This is a genomic window from Fusibacter ferrireducens (assembly GCF_015352425.1).
Taxonomy (GTDB): domain Bacteria; phylum Bacillota; class Clostridia; order Peptostreptococcales; family Acidaminobacteraceae; genus Fusibacter_A; species Fusibacter_A ferrireducens.
On sequence record NZ_JADKNH010000001.1, the window covers coordinates 283972 to 309992 of the forward strand.

23 protein-coding genes are annotated in these 26021 nt (G+C 37.0%); all 23 read left to right on the forward strand.

Features of this window, described 5'->3' with window-relative positions:
- Nucleotides 1-63 precede the first annotated feature (63 nt).
- The 23 genes from rpsB to dut all read left to right on the forward strand — a co-directional run bounded on the left by rpsB (nucleotide 64) and on the right by dut (nucleotide 26006).
- Complete coding sequence (gene rpsB / locus ISU02_RS01435; RefSeq protein ID WP_194699996.1) at nucleotides 64-795, forward strand: 30S ribosomal protein S2; 732 nt, start codon at nucleotides 64-66, stop codon at nucleotides 793-795.
- A gap of 91 nt (nucleotides 796-886) precedes the next feature.
- Complete coding sequence (gene tsf, locus ISU02_RS01440; RefSeq protein WP_194699997.1) at nucleotides 887-1534, forward strand: translation elongation factor Ts; 648 nt, start codon at nucleotides 887-889, stop codon at nucleotides 1532-1534.
- Between the two features lie 111 nt (nucleotides 1535-1645).
- Nucleotides 1646-2356, forward strand: coding sequence for a UMP kinase (gene pyrH, locus ISU02_RS01445; RefSeq protein ID WP_194699998.1), 711 nt, complete (start codon nucleotides 1646-1648; stop codon nucleotides 2354-2356).
- Nucleotides 2357-2358: 2 nt separating this feature from the next.
- Nucleotides 2359-2916 carry a ribosome recycling factor gene (gene frr / locus ISU02_RS01450; protein WP_194699999.1) on the forward strand — a complete coding sequence of 186 codons (558 nt, stop codon included), beginning with the start codon at nucleotides 2359-2361 and terminating at the stop codon, nucleotides 2914-2916.
- A 258-nt stretch (nucleotides 2917-3174) separates the two neighbouring features.
- Nucleotides 3175-3912 (forward strand): isoprenyl transferase, encoded by a 738-nt coding sequence (locus ISU02_RS01455; RefSeq protein ID WP_194700000.1) that lies wholly within the window; start codon nucleotides 3175-3177, stop codon nucleotides 3910-3912.
- Nucleotides 3913-3924: 12 nt separating this feature from the next.
- On the forward strand, nucleotides 3925-4710 hold the full coding sequence (locus ISU02_RS01460) for a phosphatidate cytidylyltransferase (protein WP_194700001.1): 786 nt from the start codon (nucleotides 3925-3927) through the stop codon (nucleotides 4708-4710).
- A gap of 17 nt (nucleotides 4711-4727) precedes the next feature.
- Nucleotides 4728-5882 (forward strand): 1-deoxy-D-xylulose-5-phosphate reductoisomerase, encoded by a 1155-nt coding sequence (locus ISU02_RS01465; protein ID WP_194700002.1) that lies wholly within the window; start codon nucleotides 4728-4730, stop codon nucleotides 5880-5882.
- Between the two features lie 12 nt (nucleotides 5883-5894).
- A complete protein-coding gene (gene rseP, locus ISU02_RS01470) occupies nucleotides 5895-6920 on the forward strand; it encodes an RIP metalloprotease RseP (RefSeq protein ID WP_194700003.1) in 1026 nt (341 codons plus the stop codon).
- 9 nt (nucleotides 6921-6929) lie between these two features.
- A complete protein-coding gene (ispG, locus tag ISU02_RS01475) occupies nucleotides 6930-7973 on the forward strand; it encodes a flavodoxin-dependent (E)-4-hydroxy-3-methylbut-2-enyl-diphosphate synthase (RefSeq protein WP_194700004.1) in 1044 nt (347 codons plus the stop codon).
- A gap of 179 nt (nucleotides 7974-8152) precedes the next feature.
- Nucleotides 8153-12439, forward strand: a complete 4287-nt coding sequence (locus ISU02_RS01480; protein ID WP_207736139.1) for a PolC-type DNA polymerase III — start codon at nucleotides 8153-8155, stop codon at nucleotides 12437-12439.
- Nucleotides 12440-12620: 181 nt separating this feature from the next.
- Nucleotides 12621-13088 (forward strand): ribosome maturation factor RimP, encoded by a 468-nt coding sequence (locus ISU02_RS01485; protein ID WP_194700005.1) that lies wholly within the window; start codon nucleotides 12621-12623, stop codon nucleotides 13086-13088.
- Between the two features lie 13 nt (nucleotides 13089-13101).
- Entirely contained in the window at nucleotides 13102-14187 is a 1086-nt protein-coding gene (nusA, locus tag ISU02_RS01490) for a transcription termination factor NusA (RefSeq protein ID WP_194700006.1), read from the forward strand.
- Nucleotides 14184-14453 carry an RNase P modulator RnpM gene (rnpM, locus tag ISU02_RS01495; RefSeq protein WP_323985000.1) on the forward strand — a complete coding sequence of 90 codons (270 nt, stop codon included), beginning with the start codon at nucleotides 14184-14186 and terminating at the stop codon, nucleotides 14451-14453. Before nusA ends, rnpM begins: the two co-directional genes overlap by 4 nt.
- The gene (locus ISU02_RS01500) at nucleotides 14440-14748 is read left to right on the forward strand and encodes a L7Ae/L30e/S12e/Gadd45 family ribosomal protein (RefSeq protein WP_194700008.1); all 309 of its coding nucleotides are present in this window, start codon (nucleotides 14440-14442) and stop codon (nucleotides 14746-14748) included. The genes rnpM and ISU02_RS01500 overlap by 14 nt, the downstream gene beginning before the upstream one ends.
- 15 nt (nucleotides 14749-14763) lie before the next feature.
- Nucleotides 14764-17793, forward strand: coding sequence for a translation initiation factor IF-2 (gene infB, locus ISU02_RS01505; protein WP_194700009.1), 3030 nt, complete (start codon nucleotides 14764-14766; stop codon nucleotides 17791-17793).
- 89 nt (nucleotides 17794-17882) lie between these two features.
- A complete protein-coding gene (rbfA, locus tag ISU02_RS01510; RefSeq protein ID WP_194700305.1) occupies nucleotides 17883-18305 on the forward strand; it encodes a 30S ribosome-binding factor RbfA in 423 nt (140 codons plus the stop codon).
- 15 nt (nucleotides 18306-18320) lie between these two features.
- Nucleotides 18321-19298 carry a DHH family phosphoesterase gene (locus ISU02_RS01515; RefSeq protein WP_194700010.1) on the forward strand — a complete coding sequence of 326 codons (978 nt, stop codon included), beginning with the start codon at nucleotides 18321-18323 and terminating at the stop codon, nucleotides 19296-19298.
- Nucleotides 19298-20197, forward strand: a complete 900-nt coding sequence (gene truB, locus ISU02_RS01520) for a tRNA pseudouridine(55) synthase TruB (protein WP_194700011.1) — start codon at nucleotides 19298-19300, stop codon at nucleotides 20195-20197. The genes ISU02_RS01515 and truB overlap by 1 nt, the downstream gene beginning before the upstream one ends.
- 31 nt (nucleotides 20198-20228) lie before the next feature.
- Nucleotides 20229-21167 carry a bifunctional riboflavin kinase/FAD synthetase gene (locus ISU02_RS01525; RefSeq protein WP_194700012.1) on the forward strand — a complete coding sequence of 313 codons (939 nt, stop codon included), beginning with the start codon at nucleotides 20229-20231 and terminating at the stop codon, nucleotides 21165-21167.
- 101 nt (nucleotides 21168-21268) lie between these two features.
- A complete protein-coding gene (gene rpsO / locus ISU02_RS01530) occupies nucleotides 21269-21538 on the forward strand; it encodes a 30S ribosomal protein S15 (RefSeq protein WP_194700306.1) in 270 nt (89 codons plus the stop codon).
- Nucleotides 21539-21965: 427 nt separating this feature from the next.
- Nucleotides 21966-24065 (forward strand): polyribonucleotide nucleotidyltransferase, encoded by a 2100-nt coding sequence (locus tag ISU02_RS01535; protein WP_194700013.1) that lies wholly within the window; start codon nucleotides 21966-21968, stop codon nucleotides 24063-24065.
- A gap of 161 nt (nucleotides 24066-24226) precedes the next feature.
- Nucleotides 24227-25501 carry a M16 family metallopeptidase gene (locus tag ISU02_RS01540; protein WP_194700014.1) on the forward strand — a complete coding sequence of 425 codons (1275 nt, stop codon included), beginning with the start codon at nucleotides 24227-24229 and terminating at the stop codon, nucleotides 25499-25501.
- A 73-nt stretch (nucleotides 25502-25574) separates the two neighbouring features.
- Complete coding sequence (gene dut, locus ISU02_RS01545; RefSeq protein WP_194700015.1) at nucleotides 25575-26006, forward strand: dUTP diphosphatase; 432 nt, start codon at nucleotides 25575-25577, stop codon at nucleotides 26004-26006.
- Nucleotides 26007-26021: the final 15 nt, after the last annotated feature.

The following is a 26021-nucleotide window of genomic DNA, read 5'->3' on the forward strand; positions in this document are numbered from 1 at the left end:
TTGCCTATTGAGGTGATTTCAAAAGATGAAAAGTAGGGAGGTAAAAAACGAGGAGGATTTAAAATGTCAGTAATTTCAATGAAAGAATTATTAGAAGCTGGTGTACACTTTGGTCACCAAACAAGAAGATGGAATCCTAAAATGGCTGAGTACATCTTCACAGAAAGAAATGGTATTTATATTATCGACCTTCAAAAAACAGTAGGTATGGTTGATGATGCTTATGAATTTTTAAAAAGCGTTGTAGAAGAGAATGGTACAGTTCTTTTTGTTGGTACGAAAAAGCAAGCTCAAGAAGCAATCGAATCAGAGGCATTAAGAGCTGGTATGTACTTTGTCAACCAAAGATGGTTGGGTGGTATGTTAACAAACTTCAAAACCATTAAGAAAAGAATTGATTTATTATTCAAATTAGAAAAAATGGAAAATGATGGTACTTTCGAAGCTTTACCTAAGAAAGAAGTACTTCAATTAAAAGCTAAAAAAGAAAAACTTGAGAAATATTTAGGTGGTATCAAGCACATGACTAAATTACCAAGTGCTATCTTCGTGGTCGATCCTAAAAAAGAAAGAATTGCAATTAAAGAAGCAAGAAATTTAGGTATCCCTGTAGTTGCTATCGTCGATACAAACTGTGATCCGGACGAAGTGGATTATGTTATTCCTGGTAATGATGACGCAATTAGAGCGGTTAAATTAATTGCAGGAAGAATGGCTGATGCTGTTATCGAAGCGAACCAAGGAGAACAATTGACTGATGCACCTGTTGCAGAGGCAGTTGAAACTGAAGAGTAATAAAATATTGAGGTAAGAGAAATTCTCTTACCTTTTTTAAAGAAAGAACATAAGACGCAGGTCTTTAATATTATAATTAGGAGGATATAACATGTCAATTTCAGCTTCATTAGTTAAAGAATTAAGAGAAGCAACTGGCGCAGGTATGATGGATTGTAAAAAAGCGCTTGTTGAAACAAATGGTGATATGGATGAGGCCGTCAAATACCTTAGAGAAAAAGGGATTGCTAAAGCCGCTAAAAAAAGTGATAGAATTGCTGCAGAAGGAATTATAGCTTCATATATTCATGGTGGCAGAATTGGAGTCATTGTTGAAATTAACAGTGAAACTGACTTCGTTGCTAAGAATGAAGAGTTTCAAGAATTTGGTAGAGATATCGCAATGCAAGTTGCAGCTGCTAAACCACTTTATGTAAGAAGAGAAGAAGTGCCTACAGAAGCGCTTGATGCTGAAAAAGAGATTTTAAGAAACCAAGCTTTAAATGAAGGCAAACCTGCTCAAATCGTTGATAAAATGGTTGAAGGCAGAATTGCAAAATACTATAAAGAAGTTTGTTTGTTAGAGCAACCTTTCATCAAAAATCCTGATTTGACTATTGATGATCTATTAAAAGAAAAAATTGCAAAAATTGGTGAAAATCTTTCTATAAGAAGATTCTCAAGATTTGAAGTTGGCGAAGGCCTTGAAAAGAAATCTGAAAACTTTGCTGAAGAAGTTGCTAAGCAATTAAAAGCTTAATTAAAATTTGTAAATCTAGAGAGAACACAGCTGTGTTCTCTTTTTTAAGGAAAAAAAGTTTGATTGGACTCATTAATTACTGTAAAATAGAGATAGAACGGAGGTTGTGCTTTGGAACTTAAGTATAAACGAGTGTTGTTAAAATTAAGTGGTGAAGTATTGGCGGGAACAAGAGGTTCTGGTGTGGATTATGATACAGTTCATAATATCGCAAAATATGTTAAAGAGATACATCAATTAGGTGCAGAAGTGGGTATTGTTATTGGTGCTGGGAATTTTTGGAGAGGTCGTTCCAATCCCAAGATGGAGAGAACGACAGCTGATTATATGGGGATGCTTGCAACAGTGATGAATTCGTTAGCAATGTCTGACGCACTAAAATATCTTGACGTTGAATCTAAGGTGCTCAGTGCTATTCCAATGCCACAAGTTGGAGAAGCATACAATCGAGAAAATGCGGTTCATTACTTAAGTGAGGGGAAAGTTGTACTCTTTGCAGCAGGAACAGGGAGTCCATTTTTTTCAACGGATACGGCTGCAGCGCTTAGAGCAGCTGAAATTGATGCCGAACTAATACTGCTTGCAAAAAATATCGATGGTGTATATGATTGCGATCCAGTTAAATATGAATCTGCCAAAAAGTATGATAAAATTTCATTTACAGAAGTTTTAAATCAGAAACTAGGTGTTATGGATTTAACTTCAATCACTATTTGTATGGACAATCACATTCCCATCTCTGTATTTGACTTAAATTTCCCAGAAAATATCATCAAAGCATGCTCCGGATTAAATGTTGGAACTATCATTGAGGAGGCGTAGTAATGAGAAATCAAGTACATGAACAGTTAAATGAAAAAATGGAAAAAACACTAAGTGTGTTAAAAGATGAATTAAATCATATTCGTGCTGGGAGAGCTAATCCACTTATTTTAGATAGAGTTATGGTCGACTATTATGGTTCTGAAACACCTATTAAACAACTTGCAAGCATTTCTGTGCCAGAGCCAAGAATTATTCAAATTCAGCCTTATGATGCCTCTATTTTAAAGGATATAGAAAAAGCAATACAAATCGCGGATTTAGGCATCAATCCAAGCAATGATGGCAAGGTGATAAGACTTGTAATGCCAATGCTCACAGAAGAACGTCGTAAGGATTTAGCTAAACAAGCTAAAAAAATTGGTGAAGATTCAAAAGTTGCACTCAGAAACGAAAGACGAGATGCAATTGAAATGCTAAAAAAAATGCAAAAAAATAAAGAAATCACTGAAGATGATTTGACATCGGCAGAAAAAGAAGTTCAAAAGATGATTGATGATCATGTGAATACTATAGATCAATTTGTTAACAAAAAAAATGATGAGATTATGGAAGTATAACCTTATGCCCTCCACCATTTGGAGGGTTTTTATATAAACTAACGAAGCGAAGGCAGTGTTTTCGCAAAGCGAAAATCACGTTGAGCGCAGTGGTTTCGGCCGAAGGACGAAAAGTATCCGAAATGCAATTGAAGCGAAGGCAGTGTTTTCGCAAAGCGAAAATCACGTTGAGCGTAGTGGTTTCGGCCAAAGGACGAAAAGTATCCGCGCATACTTTTATTACCCTGTAAAAACAAAATGATCAAATGAGGTAATCACATGTTATTCAAAAAAAATAAAAAAGTGCCTATTGAACTTGATAATCTTCCAAAGCATGTTGCCTTTATAATGGATGGCAATGGCAGATGGGCTAAAAAAAGAGGGTTACCGAGATTGATGGGGCATAACGCAGGTATGGAAACATTAAAGCGTATTGTTATAGAAAGCAAAAAGCTGGGATTGGAGAACATCACGTTTTATGCATTTTCTACTGAAAATTGGAGCAGACCTGCTGAAGAAGTGAATGGACTCATGGATATCTTAGTTAAATTTTTCAGATCTGAAATAGATGAAATCATTGCCAATAAAGTTAAAATTAATATTTTTGGCGATGTGGAGGCTCTGCCACAGTATGCAAAAGTGGAAGTATTGCGTGCGGTTGAACGCACTCAACATCATACGGAGATGAATTTTAACATCGCTTTGAATTACGGTGGCAGAGATGAGATTTTAAGAGCAGTAAGACAAATTGCAATGGATTTCAATGCTGAAAAGATTGCCCTTGATGATATTGATGAAACCTTATTTTCAAATCATCTTTTTTCAAAAGAGTTACCCGATCCGGACCTATTAATTCGGACTAGTGGCGAACAAAGATTAAGTAATTTCATGTTGTGGCAGGTCGCTTATACTGAATTCGTATTTGACGAGCATTTTTGGCCAGATTTTGATGAAACGCTTTATAGAAGTGCACTGATTAAATATCAAAAAAGACATCGCCGATTCGGTGCGATATAAGAGGTGAATTCAATGAAAATGCGTACAATTTCAGCACTTGTAGCATTGCCGCTGTTAATCTTTGTATTGATTAAAGGGGGCACATTGCTGTTTTTTGCAGCATATCTGTTGAGCATAATTGGTCAGTATGAATTTTATAAAGTATTTTCAAAAAAATATCATGTCTTAAACTGGGCAGGTTATTTTATGACGACAGCTTGGTTTGGTGGGTTATATAAAGATATGCCAGAGGATTATTACACCTTTCTTATTGCTGCGTTTTTATTTTTATTACTTACAGTAACTATGCTCCATAAAAAAAATATTTTGATGGGCAGTATGGTTACTTTTGTTGGTTTTTTTTATATTGCTTTTTCTTTATCACATATTATTATGATATGGAAACTAGATAGCAACTTTTTTATATGGTATCCTTTTATAATTGCTTTTATAACGGATACATTTGCTTATTTTACAGGTAAGTTGATTGGTTCAACACCCCTAATTCCTCTTGTGAGTCCCAAGAAGACTGTTGAGGGCTCGTTAGGTGGTGTCATTGCATGTTTGATTTTTAGCTATCTATATGCAGGTATTTTTAATTCGGATTTCCAGCTATATGCTGTTTTTTTGGGTCTAATCGGCAGCATTTTATCACAGGTTGGGGATCTTATTGCATCGAAAATTAAGAGAATCTTTAATATAAAGGATTTTGGCAAAATCATGCCAGGTCACGGCGGCGTATTGGATCGTTTTGATAGTATCCTCATAACAATGCCTTTGGTATACTATTTCATTGTTATTTTTAATTATTTAATTTAACACGTAGGAGATCATAAATGAAGAAAATCACAATATTGGGCTCTACAGGTTCGGTAGGATCTCAAGCGCTTGATATAATCAGAGCATGTGGTCGATACGATGTTTTTGCGATCGCATGCAATAAGCAGGACAAGCGTGTATTTGAGCAGGCATTAATTCATAAGCCTAAATTTGTTGTTGCATATGACGAGTATGCTTATGATGTTTTAAAAGTTAAATTAGAACCTTATGATATTAAGGTTCTAAAGGGCATGGAAGGCCTTGTTGAAGTTGCAACACATCCAGATGTGGACATTGTATTAACCTCTGTTGTTGGGAATATTGGCTTATTACCTACTGTTAAAGCAATTGAAGCTGGAAAGACAATAGCACTGGCTAATAAGGAAACGCTTGTAACTGCTGGAGAACTTATCATGCCTCTTGCTGCTCGGCATAAGGTATCCATTTTGCCGGTGGACAGTGAGCACAGTGCTATTTTTCAGTGCTTAAATGGAGAACACACTAAGCGTGTGGAGAAAATACTTTTAACAGCATCTGGAGGTGCATTTAGAAATTATACTCAAGATGAAATTCGAAACAAAAAAGCGATTGAAGCATTGAAACATCCCAATTGGTCAATGGGACGAAAAATTACAATTGATTCTGCAACCTTAATGAACAAGGGGTTGGAGCTCATTGAAGCCAAATGGTTGTTTGATGTGAACCTTGATCAAATTGAGGTTGTTATTCACCCTCAAAGCATTATTCATTCAATGGTTCAATTTGAAGATGCATCTGTCATGGCACAAATGTCTACTCCAGATATGAAATTACCTATTATATATGCGTTAGATTACCCAGAGCGACATTTAAATCATATAGAGAGAGTTGACTTTTTTAAATTGAAAGAGCTGACATTTTCAAAACCGGATACCGAGAGATTTCCGTGTTTAGATATTGCAAAAACGGCATTAAACCGTGGGGGCATCATGCCTACCGTTATGAATGCGGCCAATGAAATTCTTGTACAGGCTTATTTGGAAGATCGCATTAAGTTTTACGATATCTCTGATATGGTTTTAGAAAGCATGGATCAATTTAAAAATGAGATGTATTTGACTATTGATAAAATACTTGAAGTGGATTTAGAAACGAGAAGATTGACGCTTGAAATGCTCAATCAAAGACGTTAGAAAGGAATACTTATGCTATTGACAACTTTATTGACAGTGTTAATGACCATTATAAGTTTTATATTTGTGTTTGGCATTATTGTGTTGGCACATGAATTTGGGCACTTTATAACCGCACGGTTAAATGATATTAAAATACAGGAATTTTCACTGGGAATGGGCCCAGCAGTGTTGAAAAAACAAGGACCTGAAACACTGTATTCTGTAAGAGCCTTTCCGATTGGTGGATTTGTAAAAATGGAGGGAGAAGACGGCGAGTCGGATGATCCAAGAAGTTTTGTGTCAAAGAAACCTTGGCAGCGTTTGATTGTTCTTGCCGCAGGCGCCATAATGAACTTCGTTCTTGCTTATGTTCTACTGGTCATCATCATGTTCAGTGTGGGATATCCATCCAATACAGTGGATCAAGTTTTGGAAAACAGTCCGGCTGAGGCGAGCGGTCTTATGTCTGGTGATACAATTGTTAAGATTAATCAAACTGAGATTGACACATGGGAAGCGATTGTGGATAATATCAACAACAGTGAAGGCCAAATGCTCAATATAGAAGTTTTGAGAAACGATGAGATTGTAAACTTAAAGGTGAAACCTGCACTAGATCCAGCGGATTCGGTATATAGAGTGGGCATATCCCCACAATCGGTGAAGCAGATCAACAAAGCCTTTCCACTTGCTGGAAAGCAATTCTCTACTTTTTTTGTGAGTATTTTTCAGTTTTTCTCACAATTGGGAACTGGTAATGTTCAAGGTGAAGTTGTGGGGCCTGTGGGGATTGTCAATGTCATTGGTCAAGCTTCTAGGGCAGGCTTTTTAAATCTGCTCTTCATTGCAGCTTATATTTCCATAAATCTCGGCATTGTGAATTTATTGCCTTTCCCAGCGCTGGATGGTGGTCGCATTGTCTTTGTGGTTATTGAAATGATCCTTGGAAGGCCGATCAATCGTGAAAAAGAAGGTTATGTCCACTTTGTAGGCTTTGCCATATTGATGGCGTTAATGGTCTTTTTGGTCTTTAGAGATATTTCTAATCTCAGATAGGAGGCTTGCATGAATGGCACAAGAGAGATTAAAGTAGGCAATCTATTCATGGGAGGCTCAAATCCCGTGTTAATTCAGTCCATGACAAATACCAAGACAGAACATGTGGCGGATACAGTTAAGCAAATTCTTGAACTCGAAGCTGCTGGATGCGAAATCGTCAGAGTTGCAGTGCCGACGATGGCAGCAGCCAAAGCAATAAAAGATATTAAAGCAAAAATTCATATCCCTATTGTTGCAGATATCCATTTTGATTATAGACTTGCAATAGAGTCGATTCATAGTGGTGTTGATAAAATTAGATTAAATCCCGGAAATATTGGTGATATCAATAGAGTGGCGGAAGTTGTGACGCTTGCAAAAGCAAAGCAAATTCCAATAAGAATTGGCGTTAATGGTGGGTCTCTTGATCCAGAGATTTATAAAAAGTATGGTGGGCTTACCGCAGAGGCGCTCGTCGAAAGTGCCATGTCACATGTCAAAATTTTTGAGGCTTTATCTTTTTATGATATTGCAATTTCCATCAAGGCATCTGATATTCCAATAACGGTAAAAGCCTATAGACTTTTGAGTGAAAAAGTGAATTATCCGCTTCACTTGGGCATAACCGAAGCGGGCACCAAATTTTCAAGTACAGTCAAGTCATCCATTGGCATTGGTGCGCTTTTGCTTGAAGGCATTGGTGATACCATAAGGGTCACTATGACAGACGATCCTGTGGAAGAGATTCAAGTTGCCAAAAAGATTTTGGAGGTATTAGATTTGAGATCTTTTGGCATTAAAATCATTGCTTGTCCAACTTGTGGTCGAACCGAAGTCGATTTGATAAAGCTTGCTCAAGAAGTTGAGAAGAGAGTAGAAAACATCGATAAAAATATGACGGTTGCAATTATGGGTTGTGCTGTAAATGGTCCTGGAGAGGCAAGAGAAGCTGATATTGGCATCGCAGGTGGTAAAGGTGAATATTTGCTCTTTAAAAAAGGACTTGTGGTGAGAAAAATTAAAGAAGAACAAGTAATGGAGGCACTTTTAGAAGAAATTGATCATTTCTAAACGTGTTCTTCTTAAATGCATCTGTGGCTAGAGTGTCAAAAGTCATTTCTGCGCAGACGATTTGCCGTTTAATAGGAGATGTACTTTGTAGTTACTCCACGGGCAGAGCGCTGCTTAAGGTTTGACTTTTAACTTTTAAACTTTAGCTGTCAATTGATTTAAACGGAAAGGTTAAGTTAATGAATCGTCCCTTTAATGAATTGATTGCGGAATCTTTGCAAATCAATGATATAGAAATAAAAAAAATTGAATATAAAAGAGAACAAAATGCTCTATCCATATTGTTAAATTCGCGCTCTTTTATCCCTTCTCAAAATATTGAAAAACTCAAGAAGAATTTGGGCATGACGCTTTCTGAAATTAAACATTTTGAGATTGGGGTTGAGACAGCAACGGCAAATCAGAATGGTAAGATTGACATATCTGAACATTGGGACAATATTTTATATGTTATTAAACGCAATAATCCAGCGGTGGCAAGTATTCTCAGAAAGAGCAAAATAGATTTTTCAAAGAATCAAATCAGTATTGTTTTTGAAGATCAAGGTCTTGAAAACACTTTTCATCAATACAATACCTCTGAATTGATTGATAAAATATGTCAGAAAAATTTAAATCAAAAATTTGTCGTTTCTACAAGCGCTCTTAAGACGGATATAGAGGGCTTAGAGGCGTTTGAAAAAATGAAGGATGAAGAGATTGAGGCCATTGTTCAAAATGCTACATCTGCTTTTAATGAAGAACAACTGAGAAGACCTGAAGCGCCAAAAGCATCATCTGGAAGTAAAAAAACAGATAAACCCAGTGACGTACTCTTCAGAAATCGCATAAAGAGAAATATTTCAATGATTGAAGACATTGTTCAAGAAGAAGAAGTTTATGCGATTGAAGGCAAAGTGATTACGACAGACAGTCGAGAACTCAAAGGCGGTAAGTATCTTTACAAGGTCTTTGTGTCAGATGGGTCTAATGCCATCTGCTGTAAACAATTTTTAAAGAAAAACGAATATGAAGAACTTTCTGGACGCATTGAAAAGGGATTGTGGTTTCTCATTGAAGGTATCAATCGTTATGACCAATTTGATAAAGAGCGGGTTTTGCAATTTACAGCAATCAATGAAGGCAAGAAAGAAGAAAAGCGCATGGATCACTCTGAGGAAAAAAGGGTTGAATTGCATCTTCATACCAATATGAGTGAAATGGACGGCATTACATCCGTTAAAAAAATCATCAATACGGCTATCGAATGGGGACATCCTGCCATTGCCATTACAGATCATGGTGTTTTACAGGCCTTTCCAGACGCTGCTTCTTATGCTGGCGACAAAATAAAAGTGCTTTACGGACTTGAAGGCTATCTCGTGGATGATGAAGTAGAGCTTATCAAGAACGCCAATGAATACAGCTTAGATGAGAGCTTTGTCGTTTTCGATATTGAAACCACAGGTTTTTCTTATAATAATGATAAGATTATTGAAATTGGTGCTGTTAAAGTGAAAGAAGGCGGCGTAATTGAAAGTTTTAGCGAACTCATCAATCCAGAACGGATTATTCCACCTCATATCATTGAACTCACCGGGATCAATAACGATATGGTGAAAAATCAATCGACCATTGAAGAAATTTTGCCTAAATTTATGGCGTTTGTGGGAGACTGTCCTGTGGTCGCTCACAATGCAACATTTGATGTCTCCTTTATCAGATATAACTGTGAAAAACAGTCGTTGCCATTTAACAATTTGATTTTGGATACTTTAGCAATGAGTCGATTGCTTTTAACTTCAATAAAGCGGCATAATTTGAAAGCGATTACAAAACATTTGAAGATTGTATTAAATGATCACCATCGTGCAGTTGCAGATGCTGAAGCCACTGGACGCGTCTTTTCAAAATTTATTGAAATGCTTAAGGAAAAAAACGTAAACGATCTCATAGGGATCAACTATTTAGCGTCCAAGGAAATGGATTTTAAAATGTTGGACATGTCTCATGTGATCTTGCTAGCTCAAAATAAACAGGGCCTTAGAAATTTATATGAAATTGTTTCTGAATCCAATTTGAAAACGTTTTATAGAAAGCCAAGGATTCTAAAGAGTACACTTAGAGCAAAACGCGAGGGCTTACTCCTTGGAAGTGCTTGTGAAGGCGGAGAACTCTACAAGGCCATCATGAACAATAAAGAGCCTGAAATCGTAAAAGAAATTGCTGAATTTTATGATTACCTAGAAATTCAGCCTACGGGCAACAATGCTTTTATGATTGAATCGGGTAGAGTGAAAGATCATAAGGAGTTGGAAGCAATCAATTTGCGTATTTTAGATTTGGGAGATCAACTGGGAAAACCTGTCGTAGCCACTTGTGATGTTCATTTTCTCGATCCGGAAGATGAGATCTATAGGCGTATTCTCATGTCTGGCAACGGGTTTAAAGATGCGGATAATCAGGCACCGCTTTACTTTAGAACGACTGAAGAGATGATGGCTGAATTCAGTTATTTAGGTAGCCGAACCAAAGAGCTTGTCATAGATAACCCGCGAAAAATTGCAGATTCTTGTGAAAATATTCTGCCGGTACCCAAAGGCACTTTTCCACCTAAAATTGATGGTGCAGATGAAGAGTTCAGGGAAATGTGTATGAATAAAGCTGAGCGCATCTATGGTGTGCCCCTGCCCGAAATCGTTGAAAAGCGCATCCATAGAGAACTCACCTCTATTATTGGGAACGGATATGCTGTCATGTATATTATCGCTCAAAAATTGGTTAAGAAATCTCTAGATGATGGTTTCCTAGTGGGCTCAAGAGGGTCTGTTGGTTCCTCATTTGCTGCTACAATGAGTGACATAACAGAAGTAAACCCATTGCCACCGCATTATATCTGCGGTGAATGCAAGTATTCTGAATTTGATACAAGCGGTACTTACTCAGCCGGCGTTGATATGCCGGATAAGGCTTGTCCAAAGTGTGGTGCAAAGTTGATTAAAGAAGGCCATGATATTCCCTTTGAAACCTTCCTTGGGTTCGATGGGGATAAAGAGCCCGATATCGATCTTAACTTTGCAGGCGTTTATCAAGCCAATTCACATAAATATTGTGAAGTTCTGTTTGGAGAAGGTAAAACTTTTAAAGCGGGCACGATTGGTACAATTGCTGAAAAAACTGCATATGGCTATGTCAAAAAATACTTTGAAGAGCGTAATCAAGAAGTGCATAGATATGAAATTGAACGTTTGGCACAAGGCCTTACTGGGATCAAAAGAACTTCGGGACAACATCCAGGCGGTATCATGGTCGTTCCAAGAGATCACGATATTCACGAATTTTGTCCGATTCAGTATCCTGCCAATGATGTCACTTCAGATGTGGTTACAACGCATTTTGACTATCACTCCATCAGTGGTCGTCTCCTGAAATTAGATATACTTGGGCACGACGTTCCGACCATTATCAAGCAGTTAGAAGAACTTACAGGTGTAAATGTCTTCGATATTTCTTTGGATGACAAAGGCACTATGGAAATTTTTCACTCTACGGATTCACTTAATATTGTGGATGAAACATATGCGCTTGATATTGGTAGTTTGGGAATCCCAGAATTCGGGACAAAATTTGTAAGACAAATGCTCAGAGATACTGATCCTAGAACTTTTTCGGATTTGGTTCGTATTTCTGGTCTTTCTCATGGGACTGACGTGTGGGTGAACAACGCGCAAGACCTAGTTCGCAATAATATAGTGACCATAAAGGACGTTATTGCAACGCGTGATGATATTATGAACTACTTGCTTTTACAAGGGCTAGAACCTTTGAAATCGTTTAAAATCATGGAAAAAGTACGTAAGGGCAAGGGCCTTACTGAAGAGGATATTGCGGACATGAAAGCTAAGGATGTGCCAGATTGGTATATCAATTCATGTCAGACGATTCAGTACATGTTCCCTAAAGCGCATGCGGTTGCCTATGTCATGATGAGCGTTAGAATTGCTTACTTTAAAGTGCATCATCCACTTGCGTTTTATGCCACTTTTTTCTCAATTAAAGTGGACGATTTTGATGCAGAACTTGTATGCAAGGGTAAAATTGTGGTAAGAGCTAAAATGAAAGAGCTTGAAGGTCTTGAAAAACCAACTAAGAAAGAAATGGATCTAGCAGGAATCTTAGAAATTGTAGATGAGTTTTACAGTAGAGGATTTGAGTTTAAAAAAGTCAATTTGTTGGAATCTGATGCTGAAAAATTCAAGATTTCTGAAGGAAAAATTTTGCCGCCTTTTTTAGCACTTCAAGGTGTAGGTGCAAGTGCGGCAATTAGTATTCAAGAAGTTAGAAAAACAGAAAATGATTTTCTGTCGGTTGAAGACTTCCAATCTAAGACCAAAGTATCCAAAACGGTAATTGAGGCATTAAAGACGCATGGCTGTTTTGACGGTATGCCTGATGACAATCAATTATCCCTATTCTCGTTTGCATAAACACAGGCAATGTGTTATAATATAGTAGTTAATAGATTAAGACATAAGGAGTGGGGGTTCCCACTCTTTGTTATTGTAATTCTATATGTTTTCTTCTTTATGTTATGGTGAGTACATAAATTGAATTTTAATGCATTAACAATATAAATTATGACGGTGAGAAAGTGAAAGTAGGTGGCTTATGAAAAAGAAAAGAGTTGTAGATGTCGTGTCAGAAATTGTTGAACCGTTTACAAGGACTCAGGGATTAGAGCTATTGGACGTGGAATTTGTCAAAGAGGGACCCTATCGTTATTTGCGCGTAACTATAGATAAAGAGACCGGTGTTTCTTTGGATGATTGCCAACTGGTCAGTCAGCATCTAAACAGTAAATTGGATTCCATTGATCCTATTGAAGAACAATACTTTTTAGAGGTGACATCCCCAGGTGTGGAAAGGATTCTTAAGAGGGATCAGGACTTTGAGCGTTTTAAAGATAGAGAAGTTCAATTGAAACTCTATCAGCCTTTTGAAGGTCAAAAAGTTATAAATGGGGTTTTAGTAGGATTGGTAGAAGATAATATTATTATCAAAAATGAAGCAATGGGTGAGGTTGCGATTCCGAAGAGTAAGGTTTCTGTGGCAAAGCTTGTTGTAGAATTTGAATAGGAGGGATAAAGACGTGAAGACAGAACTTCTTATTGCATTGGAACAATTGGTGAAAGAAAAGGGTCTTGCCATGGACATGCTTTTCGATGTTATTGAAGATGCAGTGATCAAAGCTTATAAGAATAATTTTGGTGCAACTCATAATGTTGAAGTTGAGTTAAATCGTGAAACAGGGGAAATTAACGTTTATTCTGTGAGAATTGTTGCAGATGAGGTGTTTGATGAAATAACTCAGATTTCTGTTGAGGAAGCCAAAAAATTGGATAAAGATTTTGAAAGTGGCGATATTGTTAAAGAGAAAGTGACACCAAGAGACTTTGGTAGAATAGCGGCTCAATCTGCAAAACAGGTTGTTGTGCAAAAGATTAGGGAAGCTGAGCGCAGTGTCATTTATGATGAATTTGCAAGTAGAGAAAGTGAAATCGTCAACGGCGTCATTCATAGAATTGCGAAGGGAACCATTTATATCAATCTGGGCAGAACTGAAGCGATGTTGGCGCCAAATGAGCAAATTCCTTCTGAGGAATATGTCCAAGGGGAACGCATTAAAACCTATATTACAGAGGTTAAAAATGCGACTAAAGGGCCTCAAATATATGTTTCTAGAACACATCCAGGGCTTGTAAAACGCTTGTTTGAGCTTGAAGTACCTGAAATATTTGATGGGGAAGTCGAAGTGAAAAATATTTCAAGGGAGCCGGGTTCAAGAACTAAAATTGCAGTTTATGCAAGTAATCCTGATCTTGATCCTGTTGGCGCATGTGTTGGGCAAAAGGGACATAGGGTTCAAAATATCGTGGACGAACTTCAAGGTGAGAAAATTGATATTATTGAATGGAATGAAAATCCTGCCATTTTGATCTCAAATGCACTGAGCCCTTCTAAAGTAATGCGGGTGGAAGTGGATGAAGAAGATAACTCAGCACTAGTTGTTGTGCCAGATTATCAACTTTCGCTTGCGATTGGTAAAGAAGGTCAAAATGCGAGATTGGCTGCTAAGTTGACAGGATGGAAAATTGATATAAAAAGTGAAACTCAGTATAAAAATTATTTGCGTGAGATTGGCGAATATGAAGAAGTATACGGAGATGATGAATAATTATGAAAAAGATACCAATGAGAAAATGTATTGGTTGCGGTGAGCAAAAGCCCAAAAAAGAACTCATTAGAGTTGTAAAAAATAAAGAAGACGAAGTCTTCGTTGATTTTACTGGAAAAGCAAATGGTAGAGGCGCTTACATTTGTAAAGACAAAAAGTGTTTTGACCAGGCGATTAAAAAGAATTCATTTAACCGTGCTTTTGAGACTCAAATTGACGACTCTGTTTTTGATGCGCTCAAGGAGAAGTTAGATGACCATGAATAACGTTTTAACGCTTATGGGATTCGCAAAAAAATCGGGTAATTTAGTATTAGGTGAAACACTTTGTTCTGAGGGGATAAAGCGCAAAAAAATTTCATTGATGATTATCGCGAATGATCTTAATGAAACGACCACCAAACGAATAATCCAGTTATGTGAATCGGAAGACGTTGCCTATAGAATTCTTTATACAAAGGATGAATTGTCAAGAGCAATTGGCAAAGAGAATTACGGTTTGTTCGGAATTTCAAACAAAAAATTTTCTAGAGCATTGATTGAAAAAATTGATGTTCTATAACACGGAGGTGAAGCTATGTCAAAAATCCGAATATACGAACTAGCAAAGGAATTAAATAAGTCCAATAAAGAGGTTCAAGATGCAGCAACAAAGCTGGGTTTTGAAATCAAATCTCATATGAGTACTTTAGAAGACAATGAAGTTGCAAAATTGAGGAGTAATTTTAAGCCAAAGAGTGCTTCAGATCAAGCCCAATCAAAACCAGCAGAAAAGCATCATAAAATTATTTATGATCGCACGAAAGAAGTGAAGGAAGAAGAAAATAAGAAGCATACGAAGAACTATAGTAGCGATTCCCGAAATAGAAATTATGATAATCGATCTAATGACACGAGAAATCGTACCAATGATACAAGATCATCAAATGCTGGCAGTTCGAGTGCGTCTAGAACAACTGATAATCGAAATTATGATAATCGATCCAGAACAACTGATAATCGAAGCAGATCATATGACAATCGATCTGGAGAGCAGAGAACCGGTGGTTATGCTCCAAATAGGAATTATGATAACCGAAATAATGATAATCGGACGTCTACGTCAAGACCTGCTGGAGATAGAACCGCTTCAGATAACAGAAACAAAAACTATGATAATCGCAATAGAAGTTATGACAACAGACCAGCTGGAGATAGACCAAGCGGCGATAATCGATCATATAACAACAATAGAAGTTATGACAACAGAAACAATCCAAATAGAACGGGCGATCAGAGAACAGGTGATCAGAGAACGGGCGGTTACAATCAAAATAGAAACTATGATAATCGTAATCGATCGTATGATAATAAGAATTCTAGCGGTACTGCTTCAGGCAACCGCGATGGCGGTTACAAACCACGAGAGGGTGGCTATAAACCACGAGAGGGTGGATACAAGCCAAGAGAAGGTGGATACAAGCCACGTGAGGGCGGCTATAAGCCAAGAGAAGGTAGCTCGAATACGGGGTCTAGCAATAGAGGTTCCGGCAATTATCAAAGTCGTGATGGCAGAAATTCTAGTAAAAAAACAGAATCATCCATTAAATCAATCGTTTCTGAAATTCAAGAAAAGACACCAAAGAAAAAGAAACCTAAAAAAGATAAAATTGTTGTGACCTTTGATCAAGATAAATTAGAAACCAAGGCAAAAAAAGCTAAAAAATTACAAAAGGGTTCCATGGCAGTTAAGGAAACAGATCCGAATAGAAACTTTAACTTTGGTAAAAAGACGAAGCAAAAGAAAGTAAAATACAAACAACAATTTGAAAAAGATAAAATTGAAAAATTAGAAGAAAAGTTGGCAAAAGAAGTTCTTAAAATTGAAATGCCGATTACAGTTAAAGAGTTTGCAGAAAAAATTAACAAAGGCATTAATGATGTGATTATGAAACTCATGGAACTGGGAACAATGGCAACGATTAATCAAGATCTAGATTTTGAAACTGCTGAGTTGCTAGCTCTTGAGTACAATATCGAACTTGAACAAGTTGTTGTGGAAGAAGAAAATCTTGTGGAATTGTTTGAACTCGATTCTGAAGATAAGCCAGAAGAAATGATTAAACGTGCACCAGTTGTTACTGTTATGGGACACGTCGATCACGGAAAAACATCCTTGTTGGATGCCATTAGAGATACTGGTGTGGCAGAGGGTGAAGCTGGTGGTATCACGCAACATATTGGTGCTTCGGAAGTCATTCATAGAGGTGAAAAAATCGTATTTTTAGATACACCTGGTCATGAGGCATTTACTTCACTTCGAGCTAGAGGTGCCAAGGTTACAGATATTGCTATTTTAGTTGTTGCAGCGGATGATGGTGTTATGCCACAAACGATTGAGGCAATTGACCATAGTAAGGCAGCTAATGTACCGATCATAGTGGCAATCAATAAAATTGATAAGCCAAATGCCAATCCAGATCGTGTTAAGCAAGAACTTGCGGATCGCGGTGTGCTCATTGAAGAATGGGGTGGCGATGTTATTGCTGTGCCAGTTTCAGCTAAAACGGGTGAGGGCCTTGACAAATTACTTGAAATGGTACTACTGGTTGCAGAAGTGCTTGAGTTGAAGGCGAATCCAAATCGTTTAGGTGTGGGTTCTGTTATAGAAGCAAAAGTGGTTAAAGGGCGTGGTACGGTTACAACGATCATTCTTGAAAAAGGTCAAATGTGCGTTGGAGACCCTATCGTTGCAGGTGCATCTGCTGGTAAGATCAAGGCAATGTACAATGATAAAGGTAAAAAAGTTAAGAAGATTGGACCGTCTACTTCAGTTGAGATCGACGGCTTATCTGATATTCCTCAAGCGGGAGATCAAATTTTTGTAACGCCTGATGAGAAAACAGCTAAACTGTTTGCAGATCGAAATGCGATTCAAGTTAGAGAAAAATCACTTAGCAAAAATAGTGGTCTTACTCTTGAAGAGTTATTTGAAAAAATTCAACAAGGTGAAATTAAAGATCTCAATATAATTGTCAAAGCGGATGTTCATGGTTCCGTTGAAGCTATAAAACAATCTCTTCTCAAAATTAAGAATGAAGAAGTTCGCGTCAATATTCTTCATGCGAGTGTAGGTGCAATTTCTGAGAGTGATGTGGCATTGGCTTCAGCATCCAGTGCAATTATTATTGGATTTAATGTAAGACCTTCTGCGAATGTATCTTTCATTGCGGATCAAGAAGGCGTTAGCATAAGAACTTATAGTATTATCTATGACGCGATTAATGATGTGGAAACTGCAATGAAAGGTATGCTAAAACCTACTTTCAAAGAAGTTGTCTTAGGTAGAATCCAAGTGCGTGCAACTTTCAAAGTACCTAATGTGGGCACCATTGCAGGGGGATACGTTACAACGGGTAAAGTTACACGTAATGCTCAAGTGCGTGTTATCCGTGAAGGTATTGTTATCTTTGAAGGTAAAATTGCATCGCTTAAACGTTTTAAAGATGATGCTAAAGAGGTTAATACTGGGTATGAATGTGGTATAGGCCTAGAAAAATATGATGACTTGAGAGAAAATGATGAGATAGAAGCATTTGTCATGGAAGAAGTCAAAAGAGATCTTTAAAAGTCAACTCAATTATGAGTGTACTAAGAATAGGCCATCAGTATCTGATGGTCTGTTCTATAAACACAGAAGAGAAAGAGGGTGTTTATATGTCTATATCAAGAAATAAACGCATAAACGAAGAAATAAAAAAAATTGTAAGTCACATTATTATGTTTGAACTTAAAGATCCTAGGGTATCAAAACTTGCATCTGTAACCTATGTGGATGTAACCAATGATCTTAGATATGCAACGATTTATATCAGTGTATTTGATCCAAATCACAACACTCAGCAGACCATTGATGGCCTTAATAGTGCTAAAGGATTCATTCGAAAAGAAATTGGGAAAGGTGTCAAATTAAGATATACACCTGAACCTATTTTTAAACAGGATGTTTCCATTGAACATGGTATGCATATAAATGAAATAATTGGTTCGCTCAATATAAAAAAAGATGAAGTTGCAGATGACGAAGCTGCTTTGGATGCGCTAGACGATGACGATGAAAACGAAAATGATGAAGAATAATTAGAGGAATTTATAATGAATACAAAATTTGAGGCCTTAAAAAATCATATAATTGATTCTAATGTCAATACAATTTTGATTTTTCCTCATGTACTTCCTGATGGTGATACTTTGGGTTCAGCAATAGGGGTATATCGTTTAATTAGAGACTTTAATAAAACTGGGTATATTGTCTTAGATGATGATATACCTTCAAATTTATCGTTTCTATTTGAGGCAAATAGAGATATTGTTATTTCATTGGAAAAAGCAAAAAAAATGGCATATGAGCTCATTATAGTTGTAGATACAGGTGAGCCTAAGCTGATCGGCGACAGAACGGCACTTATATCCTCCAATATACCAACGATCAATATTGATCATCACATCACCAATCAAGATTATGCGCATTTAAATATAGTGGAACCAGAGGCTTCATCTACTGGGGAGCTCGTTTATAAAATATTAGATTATTTAAAAGTAGAGATAGATGTGTTTACAGCGCAAGGCCTTTATGCCGCCATCGTCACAGATACAGGCAGCTTTAGATATTCAAATACACGACCATATACATTTGAAGTCTGCAAATCGCTTGTGGAAAAAGGTTTTGATTTTAATCGACTCAATGTGGAAATTTTTCAGAATAAGTCTTTTGAAAAATTGTTATTACTCAACAAGATTTTTGACACCTTATCACTTCACTTTGATGGAAAATGTGCAATTGTCAAACTCTCAGAGTCGTTAAAAAATCAATTGGCACTTGAAGTATATGATACAGATGGTGTTGTTGAATATGTAAGAGATATTAAAGGTGTAGAAGTGGTTGTCTTTATAAAGCATATGGTGGACAATGAACATAAAATCTCTATGCGCTCTAAAAATAACTTTGATGTGAGCCGAGTTGCAGTTGCGTTAGGGGGAGGCGGTCATAAAAAAGCCGCTGGTTTTAAAGCCTTTAAAAGTGACTATGAGATTGAAAGTGCAATTCTTAAAATGATAGGAGAGTCCATATAATGCTTCATGAATTAAATGGGATTATTGTTATTGATAAACCTAAAGAGATGACTTCTCACGATGTTGTTGCGATTTTAAGGAAGAAATTGAAGACTAAGAAAATAGGTCATACAGGGACTTTAGATCCTATGGCGACAGGTGTTTTGCCAATTTGTATTGGTCGTGCCACTAAAATTGTGGATTTTCTTCTTGAAAATGCAAAAGGATACCATTGTGAAATGTGTCTGGGTTCTGCCACAGATACACAAGATCGATGGGGAACAGTGACGCATCAAGTAGAAGATCCTAATTTTCAAATCGAACCCTCAGAAATTGTAAATGTAATTCAAAGTTTTATAGGTGAAATTGATCAAATGCCACCTATGTATAGTGCACTAAAAGTTAATGGTGAGAAATTGGTCGATCTCGCTCGAAAGGGGATCGTTGTTGAGCGAGAAACGCGGAAGAGAACAATTCACAGCATAAAAAATATAAATGTCAGACAACATACAATAGACTTTAATGTAGTTTGCTCTAAGGGGACTTACATCAGGACGTTGTGTCATGACATCGGACTTAAACTAGGGTGCTATGCGCATATGACGGAACTTAGAAGAACGATGTCTGACCCCTTTAATTTTGAGAGAGCCGTGGCTATAGACGACGTCAATCTCGAGAAGATATCTGAACATTTAGTATCCATAGAAGATGCACTTTCATTTATGGAAAGTATCGTATTACCAGATTTGCCAAAGTACCATAAATGGATTCAAAATGGCGTTAGGATTCAATTGGATTCGTTTAAAAGTCAGAATCAATTGAAAAATACAAAAAAGTTTTATAGAATATACGTAGGTCATACCTTTTATGGTATCGCTGAAAATACAGATAAGGGATTGTTCATGAAGAAACTATTATGAGTGAGACAATCGTTAAAGAATAGGTGCTTTTATGAAGATTTATTTTGAACTTGAGGAAATTGATGTACAAGGACAGGCTACTTCAGTGGCGCTTGGAACATTTGATGGTTTACACATTGGACACATGGAAGTTTTAAGCGAAATGAAGAAGACCGCTGAAAGTAAAGGGTTAAAAACTTTTGTCTACACTTTTTCAAATCATCCAAGAGAGGTTTTAACACCGAATAATGTACCGCCGAAGATTATGGATGTCGATGAAAAGACTCAAATCTTTACGCGATTTGGATTAGATTACTTGTCTTTGATAAAATTTGATGAGGAGCAATTAAAAATAGAACCAGAAGATTTTATTAAGGATGTACTCATTGGAAAACTTAACATGAAACATCTCACAGTGGGCTATGATTATCGTTTTGGTAGAAAGGCTAGGGGTGATGTCAACATGCTCATGGCGTTTTCTGAGACGTATGGTTATACTTATGAGATTGTTAAACCCATCATGAAAAATGAAATTAGAATTTCGTCTACGTTGATTCGCGAGTTGTTGCTTGACGGCAAAATTGTGGAGGCTAATTTTTATCTTGGCAGAAAACATTTTGTAAAGGGTACTGTTGTTGAAGGTAAAAAGCTTGGCAAGACAATTGGTGTCCCCACAGCAAATCTAAGAATTAAGGAAAATATCAGTACGATTAAATCAGGCGTTTATATTACAGAGACGGTTCATAAGGGGACCACATATAAAAGTGTCACCAATGTGGGGTATAATCCTACTTTTAATCAAATTGGACTGAACATGGAAACATACATCTTTGATTTTGATCAAATTCTATACGGTGAACAAATAGAGGTCCATTTTATCAAGCGACTTAGAGATGAAATGAAGTTTGAGTCTGTGGATGAATTGATTGTAAAGATGCAAAGTGACTTAAAAAAAGCGCGTGATTATTTCGCAACGCACTTGCCAAAATAGTCAAGTAGTGATATAATCGTAACGTTGTACGCCGCTTGCTCTGTTGCTCGAGACTCCGACGACTACATAGCTTGTGGGTAAATTATGAAATGGAGGCATGAATTATGATTACAAAGGAAAAAAAGCAAGAAATTATTGAGAAGTTTAAAACGCATCCAACGGATACTGGTTCTCCAGAAGTCCAAATTGCACTTTTAACTTTCAGAATCAATGATTTAAATGAGCATTTAAAAGCTCATAAGAAAGATCATCATTCAAGAAGAGGTCTTTTAAAAATGGTAGGACAAAGAAGAAACTTTTTGACTTACTTAAAAGACAATAATCTTGATAAATACAGAAGCTTAATTCAAGAATTAGGATTAAGAAAATAGTATGAGATAAAGATAGATTGTATAATCTATCTTTTTTTTTAAACAGCAAGATTTGAGCCGAAAGCTGTGATGAGGAATGTTCACCCTCAAACAGCGTCAGCGAGAATCGTTTCGAGACATCGAAGGGTGACTCGAATGTTGTTAGAACGAGATTATTGTTTTAAAAACAAGTTATTGCGGTGCTTAACGTATACAATTAAAAATTGTGGAGCACATTCAATCGAGTATTTGAACGTGGATGATTTAACACTTTATATTTATGTTTTTATTTAGTATAATGTAGAGAGTAAGTCATTTGACTAAAAACGTTATCCGAGAATTTATCTTAAAATCCTACTTATTTGAAGTGAGCATTCATTTTTTGAGCGTTGATTTGAAATAAGTAGGATAAATTCTGTGAGATAATGTCAAATTATTAGGAGGCATTATGATTAAAGAAGTAAGTGTTTTTGAAAAAGAAATTGCAGGAAGACCCTTTAAAGTGGAAATAGGAAAAATGGGTAACCTAGCAAATGGTTCAGCGATTGTGAGCTATGGAGAAACGGTTGTGCTCATCACTGCTGTGGCATCCAAAAAACCTAGAGCGGGTATTGATTTCTTTCCACTCAGTGTTGAGTTTGAGGAAAAATTATATTCTGTTGGTAAAATACCAGGTGGGTTTATTAAAAGAGAAGGTAGACCTTCAGAAAGAGCTGTTTTAACAGCGCGAATGATTGATAGACCTATTCGTCCGCTTTTTCCTGATGGCATGAAGAATGATGTTCAGGTAACTGCGACTGTATTATCTGTAGATCAAGACTGTACGCCAGATACAGTGGCGATGAATGGTGCGTCAATTGCACTTGGCGTTTCAGATATTCCGTTCAATGGTCCTGCTGCTGCTGTTATTGTAGGCTATGTAGATGGCAAATTGGTCATCAATCCAACCGTAGAAGAAGCGGAAAGATCAAGATTACATCTTGTGGTTTCCGGAACCAAAGAAGCAGTGGTTATGGTTGAAGCAGGCGCTGATATCTTACCAGAAGATATTGTGCTTGAAGCTATTATGTTTGGTCATGAAACGATTAAAGAAATTTGTGAATTTATTGAAATGATCAATAAAGAAGTGGGCAAGCCTAAATTTGAAATTATAATTCCAGAAGTGGATCACGCCTATGTAAGTGAGATATATGATTTTCTAGCAGAGAGAATGGATAAAGCGGTTAGAATTCACGATAAACATGAGCGCAACGATGCTTTAGATGAACTAAAAGATGAGATGATTGCACACTTTGAAGAAGCGCATCCAGATGATACGGACTTCTTAAAAGAACAATTTAAAGCCATTGAGAAAAATATTGTCAGAAAAATGATTACAAATGAGGGTGTTAGACCTGATGGCAGAGGGATCAAAGATATTCGTCCGATTTCAAGCGAAGTGGGCTTATTGCCAAGAACACATGGCTCTGGACTCTTTACAAGAGGGTTGACGCAGGCCCTTTCAATTACGACTTTGGGTGCTCTTGGAGAAGCTCAACGCATTGATGGACTGGGCCTAGAAGAGACCAAGAGATATATGCATCATTATAATTTCCCACCATTTTCAGTGGGTGAGACAGGCATCAATAGGGTTAACAGAAGAGCGATAGGCCATGGGGCATTAGGCGAGAGAGCCTTAATACCTGTATTGCCATCTGAAGAAGATTTTCCTTATGCAATCAGAGTTGTATCTGAAGTCGTCACTTGTAATGGATCGAGTTCACAAGCGAGTATCTGTGGCAGCACGTTATCCTTGCTAGATGCTGGTGTGCCAATAAAAGATTCTGTTGCAGGTATTGCTATGGGATTGATTCAAGAAGAGGGTAAAATTTCGATCTTGACAGATATTCAAGGCATGGAAGACGCGCTTGGCGATATGGATTTCAAGGTAGCTGGTACTAAAGAAGGTATTACGGCACTTCAAATGGATATTAAAGTAGATGGTCTTGATAAAGCTTTACTAGAAAATGCGCTTGCTCAAGCAAGAGAAGGTCGTCTTTTCATCTTGGGTAAAATGGCTGAAGTGATCACAACGCCGAATCCTGAACTTTCAAAATATGCACCGAGAGTATTTAGCATTAAGATTAATCCAGATAAGATCAGAGACGTTATTGGACCAGGTGGTAAAGTGATTCAAAGAATCACTGCTGAACACAATGTAAAAATTGATATTTCAGATGATGGTTCGGTACTTATTACTGCGAATGATGGTATTGGTGGCGAAAATGCGCTTGCTGAAATCGAAGGCATCACTAAAGATCCAGTGGTCGGCGCTGTGTTCAAGGGCAAGGTAACTCGATTGATGAAATTCGGTGTGTTCGTAGATTTGGGCTTTGGCAAAGAAGGTTTATGCCATATTTCTCAAATTGACACAAAACGTATTGCTAAAGTAGAAGATGTCTTAAACATTGGCGACGAAGTCACTGTTAAAATCATTGAGATCGATGATCAGGGCAGAATTAACTTATCTCGAAAAGTCTTATTGGAAGCAAATAAAACTGAAGCATAGATTATAATATTTTCATAAGCAAAGAAATAAAGATAATATTTGCCTTGGTGCAAGTATTATCTTTATTAATGTTCTATCATTGACTTTATGAGCTGATCGTTTTCACTTATGAATGCCATCGGCGAAAATTATAAACAGATATGAAAAAAGAGGTGGCAGTTTTGCATAATAAAATGCAATTGAGTAATGGCTTGAATATCGTATACCAAAGGTTAGAAGGATATAAATCCGTATGTGTAGGGGTATGGATTAAAGCGGGTTCGGCAAACGAAGATAGAGCGAATAATGGGATTTCTCACTTTATTGAACACATGTTGTTCAAGGGAACTGAGAAGAGATCTGCAAAAGAAATTGCTCTGATTATAGATGGTATAGGGGGTGAAATAAACGCCTATACCGCCAAAGAATGTACATGTTATTATGCAAAACTCTTAGGAGAAGATCTTGAAGTGGGGTTTGATGTGTTGTCTGACATGATACAACATTCTACATTTGAAACGGAACATATGGAAGTTGAAAAAACGGTCATATTGGATGAAATCAATATGTATGAAGATTCTGCTGAAGATCTGGTTGAAGATATATTGACGGGTATTACATTTGGAAACCATGCCTTATCATTACCTATATTGGGAACGAAAGAAACTGTCTCTGGTTTTCAGCGCGAAGACATTTTGGCATATTATTCAAAATACTATGTGGCCAATAACGCTGTTATTTCAATAGCGGGCGATTTTGATGAATCTGAACTCGAAATGTTATGCGAAAAATATTTTGGAGAGATGCCTCAGAATGATCAATTGAGGCTAGATGCAGTTAGACCAGAGTTTCATTCTGCATGTGGACATAAATATAAAGATAATGAACAAGTTCAGGTTTCTATAGATCTGCAAGGCGTTCCCTATGATGATCATAGAAGTTATGATTTAATGTTGCTTTCCAATATATTCGGTGGCAACAATAGCAGCATGTTATTTCAAAAGATTCGCGAAGAATCCGGATTATCCTATTCTATTTTTAGTCAACCTAACTTTTATGACGATATAGGCACGCTTAATATCAGTTTTGGTGTTGCTAAGGAAAATCTTGAGCAGACGATGAAACTCATCATTGAGACCATTAATCTTTTAAAACAAAATCGGCTCTCTGAAGAAGATGTAGAGCATGCACGAGCACATTTGAGGGGCAGTTTTGTACTCGGTCTAGAGGGAACAGACAATTACATGGACTTAATTGGACGCTTGGAACTCTTTACTCAAAAAGAAAAAAACTTTGATGAGATGATGGCGAAGATAGACAACATCAAAAGGGAGACCGTGAATGCTTTGATTGATCTCTGTTTTGAAAAGGAAAAAATAGCGCTTGCCATTGTTGGCGATGTGGATGAACACTTGACGGAAATGTTGTTCAACATGCTGAAAGAGGGCATTATTTAAAATATAAAATTTGATGTTTGTCTGGATAAATTGATATAATAGAGCATATGAGTATAAAATACTGGAGGTTATCATGAACATTAAAATCGTAAATAAATCGAATAATCCATTGCCGAGCTATCAGACACTTGGCTCATCGGGCATGGATCTATTGTCTAATAATGAAACTGAGATTATTGTAAATCCAATGGAAAGAACTTTAGTGCCAACAGGTATTTATTTGGAAATCCCCGTGGGATATGAAGGCCAAGTGAGAGCACGATCTGGGTTATCTATAAAAAATGGTATTACACTGGTCAATTGTGTAGGCACGATTGACAGCGATTACAGAGGGGAACTGAGAGTTCCAATCATCAACCTGGGGAGTGAGCCCTTTAAAATCGTAAAAGGGGATCGCATTGCGCAACTTATTATTACAAAATACGAAAGAATTTCTTGGGATCAAGTGGATTCAGTAGACGAGACAGATAGGGGTTCAGGCGGATTTGGCTCTACTGGCGTATAAACAGGTTTAAAATAC

What these genes read in the sequence shown, in the direction of transcription:
- rpsB (WP_194699996.1), top strand. Translation starts at nt 64, where the DNA reads ATGTCAGTAATTTCAATGAAAGAATTATTAGAAGCTGGTGTACACTTT.
- frr (WP_194699999.1), top strand. Translation starts at nt 2,359, where the DNA reads ATGAGAAATCAAGTACATGAACAGTTAAATGAAAAAATGGAAAAAACA.
- tsf (WP_194699997.1), top strand. Translation starts at nt 887, where the DNA reads ATGTCAATTTCAGCTTCATTAGTTAAAGAATTAAGAGAAGCAACTGGC.
- ISU02_RS01455 (WP_194700000.1), top strand. Translation starts at nt 3,175, where the DNA reads ATGTTATTCAAAAAAAATAAAAAAGTGCCTATTGAACTTGATAATCTT.
- ISU02_RS01465 (WP_194700002.1), top strand. Translation starts at nt 4,728, where the DNA reads ATGAAGAAAATCACAATATTGGGCTCTACAGGTTCGGTAGGATCTCAA.
- ISU02_RS01460 (WP_194700001.1), top strand. Translation starts at nt 3,925, where the DNA reads ATGAAAATGCGTACAATTTCAGCACTTGTAGCATTGCCGCTGTTAATC.
- truB (WP_194700011.1), top strand. Translation starts at nt 19,298, where the DNA reads ATGCTTCATGAATTAAATGGGATTATTGTTATTGATAAACCTAAAGAG.
- rseP (WP_194700003.1), top strand. Translation starts at nt 5,895, where the DNA reads ATGCTATTGACAACTTTATTGACAGTGTTAATGACCATTATAAGTTTT.
- infB (WP_194700009.1), top strand. Translation starts at nt 14,764, where the DNA reads ATGTCAAAAATCCGAATATACGAACTAGCAAAGGAATTAAATAAGTCC.
- ISU02_RS01525 (WP_194700012.1), top strand. Translation starts at nt 20,229, where the DNA reads ATGAAGATTTATTTTGAACTTGAGGAAATTGATGTACAAGGACAGGCT.
- ISU02_RS01535 (WP_194700013.1), top strand. Translation starts at nt 21,966, where the DNA reads ATGATTAAAGAAGTAAGTGTTTTTGAAAAAGAAATTGCAGGAAGACCC.
- ISU02_RS01485 (WP_194700005.1), top strand. Translation starts at nt 12,621, where the DNA reads ATGAAAAAGAAAAGAGTTGTAGATGTCGTGTCAGAAATTGTTGAACCG.
- dut (WP_194700015.1), top strand. Translation starts at nt 25,575, where the DNA reads ATGAACATTAAAATCGTAAATAAATCGAATAATCCATTGCCGAGCTAT.
- rbfA (WP_194700305.1), top strand. Translation starts at nt 17,883, where the DNA reads ATGTCTATATCAAGAAATAAACGCATAAACGAAGAAATAAAAAAAATT.
- ISU02_RS01480 (WP_207736139.1), top strand. Translation starts at nt 8,153, where the DNA reads ATGAATCGTCCCTTTAATGAATTGATTGCGGAATCTTTGCAAATCAAT.
- ISU02_RS01500 (WP_194700008.1), top strand. Translation starts at nt 14,440, where the DNA reads ATGACCATGAATAACGTTTTAACGCTTATGGGATTCGCAAAAAAATCG.
- ispG (WP_194700004.1), top strand. Translation starts at nt 6,930, where the DNA reads ATGAATGGCACAAGAGAGATTAAAGTAGGCAATCTATTCATGGGAGGC.
- ISU02_RS01515 (WP_194700010.1), top strand. Translation starts at nt 18,321, where the DNA reads ATGAATACAAAATTTGAGGCCTTAAAAAATCATATAATTGATTCTAAT.